Here is a 12928-nt window from a genome sequence, read left to right as displayed (position 1 = left end):
CCCATGCCGGAGAGCGCTAAACATGGGCGATGATCGTATAGCGTTCGTCGCCCACCGGGCCGCCCCACAGGTCGGCGTCGCCGCTGAGCGGCTCGACGCGCAGGCCGGCGACGAGCGGGCGCACGGCGGCGGCCAGGTCGTCGGCGCTCACGCCGCCGTGCCACGGCAGCGAGCCGGCGCCCTCCACGTAGGGCAGCCCGGCCTCGCCCCACCGCCCCTCGACCAGCACCAGCCGACCGCCCGGACGAAGCCGCCCGACCCATTCGCGCAGCGCCGCCCGCGGGTCGGGCAGGGTCCACACCAGGTGGCGGCAGAGCACCACGTCGAACAGTTCCTCGCCGGTGGGTGGCGCGGCGGCGTCGCCGACCAGGAAGCGGCCCGCGAGCCCGGCGGCCGACAGCTTGGCGCGGGCCTCGTCGATCATCCGCGAGGCGAGGTCCACGCCGGTCACCCGGTGCCCGGCCGAGGCCAGCAACTCGGACAGGGAGCCGGTGCCGCAGCCGACGTCGAGGACGTCGGCCGGGGCGTCCGGCACCCAGGCGCTCAAACGGCGCCCCCACGCGGCGCGCGTGCGCTCGGCACGCAGGCCGTGGTCCGGCTCTTCGTCGAACGTCGGCGCGGCGGCATCCCAGTAGTGGGTGATGGCGGAGATGAGCTCAGGCATGGCGCCGATCCTCTCACCAGCCACCGACAGAATGCCGCGCCGTGGATTCAGCTGAACTCCTTGCCGAAGTCGAACGTGCGCCACCGCTCCGGCCGGATCCGGACGGTGACCCAGTTCTCCAGATCCTTCTCGATCGCCTCGAAGAACCGCGCCCCCGGCGAGGGGCCGAGGTATCGGCTGGCCCATTCGCGGTATTCCTCCGGGTCGGTCGGCTCGTATGCGACGACGGGCCCGTCGACGGAGACGAACTTGTACGGCATCTCCTCCTGCTGCACCGCGAAGCCCACGTAGCCGGCCTCCCGGATCAGGCTCAGCTTGCGGCTGCCGGCGGGCGTGCTGATCCTGATCTCGCCGCCGGGCGTGTAGGCGTACCAGATGGGGATGAGCAGCGGCGCGCGGCCTTCGGGGACGCTGAGCACGCCGATGTGCGTGCCCGCCAGGAAGGTCTCGCGTTCCGCGACGGTCATGCGAGTGGACATGGTGACCTCCTTCAGGCCAGGCGGACGAGCATCTTGCCGGTGTTGGCGCCGCGCAGCACGCCGAGGAAGGCGGCGGGAGCCTGCTCGAGGCCCTCAACCACCGTCTCCGCGGTACGCAGGCTGCCGTCCGCGAGCCAGGCGGCGGCCTGCGCGATGTAGCCGGGGAAGCGGTCGAGGTGGTCGGTCACCAGCACGCCGCGCAGGTTCAGCCGCTTCGTGACCACGTCATACATGTTGCTCGGGCCTGGAACGGGCCCTGTGGCGTTGTACTGGCTGATCATGCCTACGAGGGCGGCCTTGCCGTGTACCTTCAGCGCGCCGACGGCGGCCGCCAGATGGTCGCCTCCGACGTTGTCGACGTACACGTCGATGCCCTCGGGCGCGAGCTCGGCGAGCCGCTCGGCCAGCGAACCGGCTCGGTAGTCGATCGCGGCGTCGAACCCGAAGTCCTCGACGACCTTCTTGACCTTGTCGGGGCCCCCGGCCGAGCCGATCACCTGGGCGGCGCCCAGCTTGCGGGCGATCTGCCCGGCGACGCTGCCGACCGCCCCGGCGGCGCCGGAGACGAAGACCACGTCGCCCTCCCCGACCGGCGCGATCTCGGTCACGGCGAGGTACGCGGTCAGGCCCGTCGTCCCCAGCGCGCCCAGGTAGTCCTGCGGCCGGGCGACGCCGGTGTCGACGACGACCGCCCCGGCGGCGTCCAGCAGGGCGTACTCGCGCCAGCCCAGGAAGTGCGACACCGTCGCCCCGACCGGGATCGCCTCGGCGCGGGAGGCGACCACCTCGCCGATCGCGCTGCCTTCCAAGGCGGCGCCGACCTGGAACGGCGGGATGTAGGACTCGGCGTCGTCCATCCGGCCCCGCATGTACGGGTCGACCGACATCCACGTGTTGCGGACCAGGATCTGGCCCTCACCCGGCTGCGGCATCTCGGCCTCGACCAGCTCGAAGTTCTCCGGTCCCGGCTCGCCGACGGGCCGGGAGGCGAGGCGGATCTCGCGATTGACGTTCATCGTTCATCCTTCTGGAAGATCGGTTGACGGCTTCATCCTGGTCCGGGCCGCTTCGGGTTTTCTGTGGGCCGGCTTTAGGTCTGTCCGCAGTCGTCTAGCCTGGCGTTGTGCGTTTCGGGGTGCTCGGCCCGCTGGCCGTCTGGACGGCTGACGGCAGACCCGTACACATCCCGGAGGCGAAGGTCCGGGCGCTGCTGGCCGACCTGATCGCGTACGAGGGTCACGTCGTGTCGTCCGACCGGCTGATCGACGACTTGTGGGGCGAGCGGCTGCCGCGCAATCCCACCGGCACCCTGCAGACCAGGGTGTCCCAGCTGCGCCGGGCGTTGGAGAGCGCCGAGCCGGGCGCCCGCGGACTGGTGTTGTCACAACCGCCGGGCTACCTGCTGCGGCCGGAGCCGGGGGCCGTGGACGCGAGCCGGTTCCTGTCCCTGCTCGCGCGGGCCCGGGCGAGCACCGACGTACGTGAGCGGGCGGACCTCCTGGCCGACGCGTTGGCGTTGTGGCGAGGACCGGCGTACGCCGACTTCGCCGACGAGGACTTCGCCAGGCCGGTGGCGGCCCGGCTGGAGGAGGAGCGCCTGACCGCGCTGGAGGAACAGGCGGAGGCCCGGCTGGTGCTCGGCGAGCACGGTCGGCTGGCCGGCGAGCTGGGCGATCTGGTGGCCCGGCACCCGCTGCGCGAGCGGCTGCGCGGCCTGCACATGCGCGCCCTCTACCGGTCCGGGCGGCAGAGCGAGGCGCTGGCGAGCTACGCCGGCCTGCGTGAGCGGCTGGTCGCGGAGCTCGGCCTGGACCCCGGCCCCGAGCTGATGGCCCTGTACGAGGCGGTGCTCCGGCAGGACCCGGCGCTGGAGGCCGCACCCGTCGCGACGCGTCCGCGTACCAACCTGCCCGCGCCCTTGACCGAGCTCATCGGCCGGGCAGAGGCGGTGACCCGGATACGCGCGCTCCTGCGGTCGGATCGGCTGGTCACGCTCACGGGACCGGGCGGTGTCGGCAAGACCCAGCTCGCGCTGAAGGTCGCCCGCGAGTGCGGTCCGGCCGACGGCGCCTGGCTGGTGGAGCTGGCTGGGCTCGATCGGGCCTCTGGCGACTCCCCGGCATCGGTGGCCGGCGTGGTGGCGTCGGCCCTCGGCATTCGCGACGACGACCGGTGGAGCAGCGGTCGTGGCGGTGGCGGCGAGACTGGCGATCCGCTGGGGTGGCTGGCCGGGGCGCTGGCCACGAAGGACCTGCTGCTCGTGCTGGACAACTGCGAGCACGTGATCGAGTCCGTCGCCGCCGTGGCCGAGGCGCTGCTGCGGGCGGCGCCCAGGCTGCGCATCCTCGCCACCAGCCAGGAGCCGCTCGACATCCCTGGCGAACGGCTGTGGGCCGTGCCCGCCCTGGAGCTCCCTGACGCGGGCGCGGAGCTCTCGGACGTGGGCCGGTTCGGGGCTGTGGAGCTGTTCGTGACCCGCGCCGCCGCCGCGGCGCCCGGTTTCGAGCTCGGCCCCGGCAACGCTGCGGCCGTGGCCTCAATTTGCCGGCGCCTGGACGGGATCCCGCTCGCCCTGGAACTGGCCGCCGCCCGCGTACGGGCGCTGGGGGTGCACGAGCTGGCCGCCAGGCTCGACGACAGGTTCGGAGTGCTGGTCACGGGGCGGCGTGGCGCCCCGGCCCGGCAACGTACCCTCCGCGCGATGATCGACTGGAGCTGGGAGCTGCTGTCCGAGCCCGAACGCGTGGCCCTGCGCAGACTGGCCGTGCACGCCGACGGCTGCACGCTGGCCGCGGCCGAGGACGTCACCGCCCTGGACGGGATAGACGTGCTGGCCCGCCTGGTGGACCGCTCGCTCGTCGTGGTGTCGGACGGCGCGGACGGCCCGCGCTACCACCTGCTGGAGTCGGTGCGCGAATACGGCCTCCAGCGCCTGCGCGAGGCCGGCGAGTACGACGAGATCCACCGGCGGCACCTGCGCCACTACATCGGGCTGGCCGAACGCGCCGCGCCGCAGCTCCACGGCTCCGGCCAGCGCCCATGGCTGGAACGCCTCGACCGCGAGTGGGCCAACCTCCGCGGGGCCCTGGAGACGGCGGTACGGCTGTCAGAAAGCGTCGGCGCGGCCCGCCTCGTCGGCGCGCTCACCTGGTACTGGATCCTGCGGGGCCGCCTGGCCGAGGCCCGGCACGCGCTGGATCTCGCGCTGAGCGTGTGCGACGACCCCTGCGCCACCGCCTGGCGGGCCGGCGTGGCCCTCCTGATGAGCGACGGGACCGACGTCTCCGCCCGCGCGGCGATGGCCGCGTACGAGAAGATCGCCGACCCGGGCGCGCGGGCGCGGGCCCAGTGGTTCCTGAGCTACGCGCACCGCGGCTTCACCGACCTGGGCCTCACCTCTGCCCTGCTCGAGCAGGCCCTCGACGGGTTCGGAGAGCTGGACGACCGGTGGGGCACGGCCGCCGTGCTGAGCGTGCGGGCCACGATCGCCCGGGCACGGGGCGATCTCGCCGCCGCTCACCGCGACGCGCTGGAGAGCGACCGCCTCTTCAGGGCGCTCGGCGACCGGTGGGGCCGGGTCAAGGCCACCAACGCCCTCGCCGAGCTGGCCGAGATCGCCGGTGACTATCCCGAGGCGGCGCGGCTGCACCAGGAGGGCCTGCGCATGGCCGAGGAGCTCTCCCTCTGGGGCGAGGCGTCGTTCCGGCTGTCCGGGCTCGGCAGGATCGCCCTCCTGACGGGCGATCTCGCGGCGGCCGATGTCTATCACGAGCAGGCGATGCGCCTGGCCGCCGAGCAGTCCAACAAGGTCGCCGAGCACTTCGCCGAGATGGGGCTGGCCCTCAGCGCCCGCCGGCGGGGCGAGCCGGCGCTGGTCGAGTCCCACCTGGCCAAATGGGTGGACTGGCTACGCGGCGTGGCGGGAGAGCCCGGGCTGGCCCTGGTCCTGGCCGAGCTCGGCTTCGCCGCCGAGCAGCGCGGCGATCCGGCAGCCGCCATGAAACTGCACCTGGACAGCCTCGCCTCCGCCCGCGAGATCGGCGACCCCCGGGCCGTGGCCCTCGCCTTCGAGGGGCTGGCCGGGGCACTCACCGCCGGGGACGCGCCGCGCGCCGCACAGGTGCTGGGCGCCGCCACGGCACTGCGCGAATCGCTCGGCGCACCCCTGCCACGGGCCGAACGAGGCGACGTGGACCGCATCGCCGCGGCCCTGCGGGAGACTCTCGGGAACGAGGCGTTCACGGCCGAGTTCCAGCACGGGAAGCGGCTCAGCGCCGACGACGTGATCCAGACATTCCATTGACTGAAGGGTGGCGTGCGATTCTCGCCCGCTCATCATGGAGCAGGACCGTGCCCACGTGCACTGGGCAGTTTTGCGCGCGGGTGTCTATCTGACCTCTTTAGGGTGATGTTGGCAGTCCGTGGGAGGACGATCCTTAACCGTAGACACGGAAAGGGCGTTTCCCGCCTGGCCGCATGCGTCGATCGAGCGCGGCTCGGTAGCTCGATGTGACCGCGGTCCCGCTGGCGATGGCGTTCTCGGTCGGGGTGCCGCGCTGGGATTCCCCATCGCCGACCCGATCTGTTCCGACTCGTCCAGTCGCAGGGCGATCTTGTCGGGGAACAGGTTGCGCGCCATCGCTGGCGCCGATGACGTCATCGCTGGCCTGCCCCACGGCTACCGCACCCTGCTGGACCGCCGCGTCAAGGACGGCTGCGAGCTGTCCGGCGGCCAATGGCAGCCATCGCCGCCGTGGACTATGCACTCACTCGCCGAACCCCTGTGCAGCAGTTGGCCGCACAGGGGTTCGGCACCCGTACGACCGTCGGCGCTAGCGGCGCGCTAGAGACGGGCTGGCGCGACCGAGAAGTATGCCTGCCGTGGGTCTTCTACTCGTCGCCTGCCAGGTGCTGCTCGGGACCGTGTTCGCGGTCTCCGCGTTCACCAAGCTCCGCAGCCGCAGTGCCATGCGGTCATTCGCCTCATCCCTGGCGATGATCCCTACGCGCCTCCGCGTTCCGGTGGGCAGCGTGGTGGCGGCCGGTGAAGCGGCCGCAGCCGCGCTCATGGTGATCCCACGGGTGGGTCTGCCCCTGGCAGGGGTCTTGCTGTGCGGATTCTGCGCCGCGATCGCCATCACGGTACGGCGAGGCCTGCGGGTGTCCTGCCGCTGCTTCGGCTTTTCCGACTCCCATCTCGGCCCGGTGCACCTGGCGCGGAACAGCCTGCTGCTGGTCGCGGTCGCCCTCGGCTGGACGGCGCTGGCCGGCCCTGACGTGACGCCCACCGTGGCGGGGCTGGCGATAGCGGTACCCACCGGTCTGATCGGAGCGATCTTGGTGATCGCTTTCGACGACATCGTCGATCTGTTCACGGAAACCTCGGGGAGTGCGTGATGCCCTATCTGATTGCCGCAGTCGTCCTGGTCGGGCTGCTGGGTCTGGCAAACCTGCTGCTGCTCATCGGCGTGATCCGGCGGCTTCGCAAGCTGCAGGCCGCCCCGCCGATGATGCAGGAGGGTCTGGCGCCCGGCGAAAGGATCCCGGATTTCGCCGCCACGACCACCGACGGTGAGCCGATCTCGGCGTCGTTCCTGGAGGGCTCCGCGCTGGTCGGTTTCTTCTCCCCGAGCTGCCAGCCCTGCAGAGAGCTGCTGCCGAAGTTCATCGAGTGGGCGGAGCGGATCTCGGACCCAGTACTCGCCATAGTGGTCGCCGGCCCCCAAGACGATCCAGCCGCGTACATCGCGCGCCTGGCGAAGGTGGCGCGCGTCGTGCAGGAGGAGCCCCAGGGCCCGGTCCAGCAGGTGTTCAAGGTCTCCGGGTACCCGACGGTGATCGCGACGGACGTCACAGGCACCGTCGTCTTCAGCGATGCCGCCATGCCGGACGCTGTCCACGCATGATCGGTACGGCACGCGCGGCGGCTGACGTCGCCTTGCGGACCGCGCCCGGCATGATGGCCGTCTTCGTCCTGGTGATGCTGGTCGAAGCGGTGGCGCCGATCGCGGTCGCCTGGCTGACCAAGCTGGTCGTGGACGATCTGGCAGGTCACGGCTCTGACGCTGGGTTGATCACGCTCGCCGTCGCACTGGCGGCATCCGGTGTGCTGATCGCGGCGCTTCCCCAGGTGAGCCAGTATCTGGGCAACCAGATGGCCAGGGCGTTCACGGCGCGGACCACGGCGCAGCTGTTCACGGCGACGTTGCGCTTCGCCGGTCTGCGGCGCTTCGAGGATCCGGACTTCCATGACCGGCTGCGGCTGGCGCAAAACAGTCTTCAGTCGGGCCAGAGCATCATCACCGGCTCGTTCGGCACCATCCGGTCATCGATCACCCTGGTGGGGATGGTCGGCTCACTCCTGGTGATCAGCCCCATCCTGACCGGGATCGTCCTGCTGACCGGGGTCCCAGCGCTGGTGGCCCAGCTCCGCCTGTCACGCCGCCGTGCCTCGCTGATGTGGGAGATCGGCCCGACGGAGCGCCGGCAGATGTTCTACGGGTCGCTGCTGGGCACCGTTGAGGCCGCCAAGGAGATCCGGCTCTTCAACAGCGGCAGATTCCTGCGCGGCCGGATGATGACCGAGCTGCAGGCCGCCAACGCCGCCCATCGCCGGATGGACCTCAGGGAGCTCACCGTCGAGGGTGCGCTGACGCTGCTGGGCGCGGCGGTCGCCGGAGGCGGGCTGGTCTGGGCCGTGATCGCCGCCAGGTCCGGCGCGCTGAGCGTGGGCGACGTGTCCCTGCTGATCGCGGCCGTGGCCGCGGTCCAGGGTGCCCTCTACAACCTGGTCAACGGCATCGCCGCCCTGCACCAGGACCTGATCATGTTCGACCATTACGTGGCGGTGACCCAGGCGGGCTCTGACCTGCCGATCCCCGCCGACCCCAGGCCGCTGCCCCGGCTGAGCCACGGCATCGAGTTCTCCAACGTCTGGTTCCGCTACAGCGACCGGCACCCCTGGATCCTGCGCGGCGTGAACCTGTTCATCCCAGCCGGCAAGGCGGTCGCCATCGTGGGTCTGAACGGCGCGGGCAAGAGCACCTTGGTCAAGCTGCTGTGCAGGTTCTATGACCCGCAGCGCGGCTCCATCACCTGGGACGGCGTGGACATCCGCCTGGTACGCCCGGAGGACCTCAGACATCGCCTCACCGGCCTCTTCCAGGACCACATGACCTACGACATGTCCGCGGCCGACAACGTCTCCATCGGCTTCGTCGCCGCCCGCGACAATCGCGAACGCATCCGCGCCGCCGCGCAGCAGGCGGGCATCGACGACAAGCTGGCGTCCCTCCCCCGCGGCTACGACACCCTGCTCACCAGGATGTTCTTCGAAGAAGACGACACGGACGACCCCGAGATCGGCGTGCAGCTCTCCGGTGGCCAGTGGCAGCGCACGGCGCTGGCCCGGGCGATGTTCCGCGGCTACCGCGACCTCATGATCCTCGATGAACCCTCCGCGGGGCTCGACCCCGAGGCCGAGGCCGACGTGCACGCCAGGACCCGGCACCAGCGTGACGGCGCCACCAGCGTGCTCATCTCCCACCGGCTCAACACCGTCCGCGACGCGGACCGGATCGTGGTCCTGGAGAACGGCACGATCGTCGAGGCGGGGACGCATGACGAGCTCATGGCCGCCCGCGGCCGGTACGCGCGACTGTTCAACCTGCAGGCCAAGGGGTACGTCGATCCGCCTCAGGCGGTGGTCGCATGATGCTCTGGCTGCTCGCCGCCGCCTGCCTGTTCGTCGCCTTGCTGGTACGGCTGCGCCGTACGTATTCGATCATCCGCGTCGACGGCGACAGCATGGCCCCGGCCCTGGTCGACGGCGACAGAATCCTTGCTCGCCGGGTGTCGCCTTCGGACCTGCGGCGCGATCAGATAGCCGTCGTCGCCAACCGGCTGCTCGGCGGCGGGGGCCTCCTCGTCAAACGCATCGCCGCGCTCCCGGGCGACCTGGTTCCCGAGATAGCGAAGGACGTCATCGCCGACGAGCGGGTGCCCGAGGGGCAGCTGGTCCTGCTCGGCGACAACGCGCACACGAGTTTCGACTCCCGGGCTCTCGGCTTCTTCCCCGTCTCCGATATCCAAGCCATCTCCATCAGAAAAATGATCACAACACAAGGAAGAGAGAGATGAAAACCATCGGAAGAATCGCCGACCAGGCTCTGAGCCGGCTGCTTCCTCAGTCGAAGGCCGCCGCCGTCGACTGCAACTCCGGGTACTCCTACTGGAGTCGGTGCTACCCCAACCCTGCCTGCGGAAGCAGCGGCTACCAGAAGACCCTGAACAAGTGCGTCTGCGGGCCGGGCGCTTGCTGGTGGGACCGCTACACCCGGCGATGCTGCTGACCGCGTAAGAGCAGCATCGGTCAGGTGCTCACCGTGTCCAGGTGAGCACCTGACCGGCGCTCGGGTCAGGCATGCGTGCCGCGAAGGATGTCCTGGTGCAGCCGGCGAACGTCGTCGGTGGGCTCGACGCCGAGTTCCTCGTCGAGGATGCCGCGCATCCGGCGGTAAGCGGCGAGCGCCTCCGCGCGGCGACCACGGCACGCCAGAGCCCTCATGAGCATCGCCCACGACGTCTCGCGGAGCGGATGGCGCCGGACAAGCCGCTCCAGGTCAGGGATGACGCGACTGTGGTACCCGAGCCGGAGCTCGGCCTCCGCACACAGTTCACGAGTGGTGAGCTGCAACTCCTCCAGCCGGCGGCGCTCGATGCGGACGAGCTCGACGTCGATCTCCGGCATCAGCGGGCCGCGCCACAAACCAAGCGCTTCCCGCAGCAGGCTCACCGCGAGATCGGCCTGGCCGTGGATCAGGGCATCGGCACCCTGCTCAGCCGCGGTCTCGAATGCCCTGACGTCAACGGCGCAATCGGGCACCATCAACGCGTAGCTCTGTCCTGACGTGATCAGGTCGACACCGTCTGCGGCGAGCGGGGCCAGTGTCCGTCGCAGCCGGTAAACGTATGTCTGCAAGCTCGCCTTCGCCGTGGTCGGCGGCTCATCCTGCCAGAGCTCTCCGATCAGCCTGTCGATGGTGACCATCCTGCCCCTGCACAGCGCGAGAACGGCGAGGATCGCCTGCTGCTTCGCCGCGCCAACTTTGATCAACCGACCACTGGCGTCCGACACTGCGAAAGACCCAAGTAATTTGATCATTTATACCTACCTCGGCCCAGATCCTCCCCCACCGCGGTATGCCTTCGGTATGCCGGGCTCGCCGGCACGGAAGCGGGGTCGAATACTCTCCCTGTCACGACGGACAGAGGTAGCAAATAGGCATGAAGCTCCGGGCTGAGGGTGGGGAAGAAGACATCCCTTCGCACTGGGTTTCTCCAGCGCCATCCGAACGATCAATGCCTTGACCGGCCGGCAAGTGCACGGGCGTCCCGGGCGTCACCTGCCCGGTTGAGCTCTCCAGAAGGGGACGGCTGCCACCCTGGGCGACGGACTCGGGGCTCTGGATACGCGACCAGCACGCGCCGACGCATGACGACATCCATCAGCGCTGACCGTCTGCTCCTCGGTGGAGCGTATGCCCTTCATCACGAGAGCATGGAGGCCAAGCTCACGCGTACGCCCGGGCCTCACGTTCGTCTGCCAGTGATCATCGCACCGGTCGACATCAGCTCGTCGAACACCGTCCCATGTGGTTCACCGCTCAGCCGGAAGCCGCCGACGTCTTGCCGACCGGGGAAGAGCGCCCGAGCGAAGCGAGGACCGCTTGGGGCGGGGTCCAGCAGGCCCACCACCCAGTCGGGCGACGGGATGCTCCTATGTCTTGTCAACAGTCAGAAGCGGGTTTGGTCGCTCGTTCGTGGCCGTGGGTGAGAATACGGAAGACGTCGCGGGCGATGTAGCGCTTGAGGCAGCGCAGGATGTCTTTCTTCGACAGGCCTTCGCTGGTCCGGCGGGCGGCGTAGGCGCGGGTGCGTTCGTCGTGGGCCAGGCGGCTGACGGCGATCATGTGCAGGGCGCGGTTGGCGTCGCGGTCGCCGATCTCCTCACTCAGGTGCCGGTGCCGGCGGGCGAGACTGCGCAACGCCACCGTGGTTGAGACGATGACGCGTCCGTATCGGCACCGGAACGCAGCCGCAGGCAGGCGGCCACGATACTGCCCGCCGCGCGGCCCGGCCAGCTCAGCTGCTCACGCAACTCGGCAGGGGCGGTCACCAGCATGGCCTTGAGCTGACTCAGCGTGGCCGTGCGGGCCTTGACCGCGCCGGCTCGGGCCGCGTGCAGAGCGCGGATGGCTTCCACCCGCGCGTCCCTGGCCTTGGGCACGGCCGCGGCCCGCACCGTAACTGCCGGCCCCCTCCACACCCACCGACGCGACCCGTCCGAACCCGCGCAGCCAGGCCAGCAGCTTGTCAAAGCCCTGACAAGTGGCCGGAAACTCGGCATCGGCCAGCCGCCGCCCGTTCATCAGGATCACCGCAGCGTGATGCGTCTGGCCGTGAGTATCCACCCCGCCGATCACCCGCGCCTTGCCCTTCTTACCCGCCACGCCCTGTCACCTCTGCCTCGTCCGTCCTGCGGGCTCGCATACCAGCAGGACGGACGGACAACACAGTGATGAGCCACCAGGCAAGCACCTATCAGGTCACACCGCCCTGCAAGCATGCGGTGCAAGAGCCGCTCGGGATCGGCAAATCCCGTTCCGAGCAACAACGCCAGTGGGTAAGCGAGTCAGACCCCGGGCCACTCCTGCCCTTCAAGTCGCACTGTGGGTGAGCCTGCGCAACCTACTACTCGAAGAGCGTGCGTCCCAGCGAAAACTACGCCTTGAGCCAGCTCATCATCGGGCGGAGCTTCGCGCCCGTCTTCTCGATCGCGTCCTCGGCCAGCTCCTCGCGGTAGCGCTTGAACTCCTTCTGGCCGCTCTCGAACTCCTCGACGAGCTGCCGCGCGAAGGTGCCGTCCTGGACCTCGCCCAGGATCCGGCGCATCTCCTGCCGCGTCTCGTCGGTGATGACGCGCGGGCCGCGGGTGTAGCCGCCGTACTCGGCCGTGTCGGAGACCGACCAGTACATCTTCGAGATGCCGCCCTCGTACATCAGGTCGACGATCAGCTTCATCTCGTGCAGGCACTCGAAGTACGCGACCTCGGGCTGGTAGCCGGCCTCGATCAGCGTGTCGAAGCCCGCCTTGATGAGCTCGGAGACGCCGCCGCACAGCACGGCCTGCTCGCCGAACAGGTCGGTCTCCGTCTCCTCCTTGAAGGTGGTGCGGAGAGCTCCGGCGCGCGTGCCGCCGATGCCCTTGGCGTACGACAGCGCCAGGTCCAGCGCCTTGCCCGAAGCGTCCTTCTCGACGGCCACGAGGACGGGCACGCCGCGACCGGCCTCGAACTGGCGGCGGACGAGGTGGCCCGGGCCCTTGGGGGCGACCATGCAGACGTCCACACCCTCCGGGGCCTCGATGAGGCCGTAGCGGATGTTGAGGCCGTGGCCGAAGAACAGCGCGTCGCCCTCGACCAGGTTGGGGGCGACGTGCTGGGTGTACAGGTCGCGCTGGATGTGGTCCGGCGCGAGGATCATGGTGAGGTTGGCCTCCTCGACCGCCTCCGCCGGAGTGACGACCCGCAGCCCGTCGTTCTCCGCCTTCTCGCGGCTCTTGGAACCCTCCGGCAGGCCGACGCGGACGTCCACGCCGGAGTCACGCAGGGAGAGCGCGTGGGCGTGGCCCTGGCTGCCGTACCCCAGCACGGCCACGTGGCGTCCCTGGATGATCGACAGGTCGGCCTGGTCGTCGTAGTAAATCTCGGTCACTTGCTCAAAA

At 70.2% G+C, this 12928-nt stretch carries 13 protein-coding genes and 1 pseudogene; 6 read left to right on the top strand and 8 right to left on the bottom strand.

Going from position 1 to position 12928, the window contains the following annotated elements; translation table 11 throughout:
• Window positions 1-16: 16 nt before the first annotated feature.
• From ACIBVN_RS36050 to ACIBVN_RS36040, 3 genes are read right to left on the bottom strand one after another with little or no spacing between them, the layout of a single operon-like run.
• Window positions 17-664, bottom strand: a complete 648-nt coding sequence (locus ACIBVN_RS36050; RefSeq protein WP_397144237.1) for a class I SAM-dependent methyltransferase — start codon at window positions 662-664, stop codon at window positions 17-19.
• A 47-nt stretch (window positions 665-711) separates the two neighbouring features.
• Window positions 712-1143: a pyridoxamine 5'-phosphate oxidase family protein gene (locus ACIBVN_RS36045; RefSeq protein ID WP_397144235.1), complete on the bottom strand. Its 432-nt coding sequence runs from the start codon at window positions 1141-1143 to the stop codon at window positions 712-714.
• Window positions 1144-1154: 11 nt separating this feature from the next.
• Window positions 1155-2159, bottom strand: a complete 1005-nt coding sequence (locus tag ACIBVN_RS36040; protein ID WP_397144233.1) for an NADP-dependent oxidoreductase — start codon at window positions 2157-2159, stop codon at window positions 1155-1157.
• Between the two features lie 107 nt (window positions 2160-2266).
• On the opposite strand from ACIBVN_RS36040, the gene ACIBVN_RS36035 reads away from it, so the two are divergent.
• From ACIBVN_RS36035 to ACIBVN_RS36010, 6 genes are all read left to right on the top strand, one after another.
• Window positions 2267-5446 carry a BTAD domain-containing putative transcriptional regulator gene (locus tag ACIBVN_RS36035; RefSeq protein ID WP_397144231.1) on the top strand — a complete coding sequence of 1060 codons (3180 nt, stop codon included), beginning with the start codon at window positions 2267-2269 and terminating at the stop codon, window positions 5444-5446.
• Between the two features lie 578 nt (window positions 5447-6024).
• Window positions 6025-6540 (top strand): MauE/DoxX family redox-associated membrane protein, encoded by a 516-nt coding sequence (locus tag ACIBVN_RS36030; RefSeq protein ID WP_397144229.1) that lies wholly within the window; start codon window positions 6025-6027, stop codon window positions 6538-6540.
• A complete protein-coding gene (locus ACIBVN_RS36025) occupies window positions 6540-7049 on the top strand; it encodes a TlpA family protein disulfide reductase (RefSeq protein ID WP_397144227.1) in 510 nt (169 codons plus the stop codon). Before ACIBVN_RS36030 ends, ACIBVN_RS36025 begins: the two co-directional genes overlap by 1 nt.
• On the top strand, window positions 7046-8857 hold the full coding sequence (locus ACIBVN_RS36020) for an ABC transporter ATP-binding protein (RefSeq protein WP_397144225.1): 1812 nt from the start codon (window positions 7046-7048) through the stop codon (window positions 8855-8857). The genes ACIBVN_RS36025 and ACIBVN_RS36020 overlap by 4 nt, the downstream gene beginning before the upstream one ends.
• The gene (locus tag ACIBVN_RS36015) at window positions 8854-9282 is read left to right on the top strand and encodes a S26 family signal peptidase (RefSeq protein WP_397144223.1); all 429 of its coding nucleotides are present in this window, start codon (window positions 8854-8856) and stop codon (window positions 9280-9282) included. The genes ACIBVN_RS36020 and ACIBVN_RS36015 overlap by 4 nt, the downstream gene beginning before the upstream one ends.
• A complete protein-coding gene (locus tag ACIBVN_RS36010; protein ID WP_397144221.1) occupies window positions 9279-9494 on the top strand; it encodes a hypothetical protein in 216 nt (71 codons plus the stop codon). The genes ACIBVN_RS36015 and ACIBVN_RS36010 overlap by 4 nt, the downstream gene beginning before the upstream one ends.
• Before the next feature lie 65 nt (window positions 9495-9559).
• Here the strand turns inward: ACIBVN_RS36010 and ACIBVN_RS36005 are convergent, their stop codons facing one another.
• The 5 genes and pseudogenes from ACIBVN_RS36005 to ilvC all read right to left on the bottom strand — a co-directional run bounded on the left by ACIBVN_RS36005 (window position 9560) and on the right by ilvC (window position 12909).
• A complete protein-coding gene (locus ACIBVN_RS36005) occupies window positions 9560-10279 on the bottom strand; it encodes a BTAD domain-containing putative transcriptional regulator (RefSeq protein ID WP_397144219.1) in 720 nt (239 codons plus the stop codon).
• Window positions 10280-10931: 652 nt separating this feature from the next.
• A complete protein-coding gene (locus tag ACIBVN_RS36000) occupies window positions 10932-11189 on the bottom strand; it encodes a hypothetical protein (RefSeq protein ID WP_397144218.1) in 258 nt (85 codons plus the stop codon).
• A complete protein-coding gene (locus ACIBVN_RS35995; protein WP_397144297.1) occupies window positions 11156-11470 on the bottom strand; it encodes a hypothetical protein in 315 nt (104 codons plus the stop codon). The genes ACIBVN_RS36000 and ACIBVN_RS35995 overlap by 34 nt, the downstream gene beginning before the upstream one ends.
• Window positions 11471-11501: 31 nt before the next feature.
• Window positions 11502-11573: pseudogene (locus ACIBVN_RS35990) on the bottom strand (hypothetical protein); the annotation flags it as partial.
• 352 nt (window positions 11574-11925) lie between these two features.
• Window positions 11926-12909, bottom strand: a complete 984-nt coding sequence (gene ilvC, locus ACIBVN_RS35985; protein WP_349450933.1) for a ketol-acid reductoisomerase — start codon at window positions 12907-12909, stop codon at window positions 11926-11928.
• Window positions 12910-12928: the final 19 nt, after the last annotated feature.

The sequence above is a fragment of the Nonomuraea sp. NPDC049400 genome (genome assembly GCF_044466425.1).
Classification (GTDB): Bacteria; Actinomycetota; Actinomycetes; order Streptosporangiales; family Streptosporangiaceae; genus Nonomuraea.
This window is presented reverse-complemented; position numbering and strand designations above follow the sequence as displayed.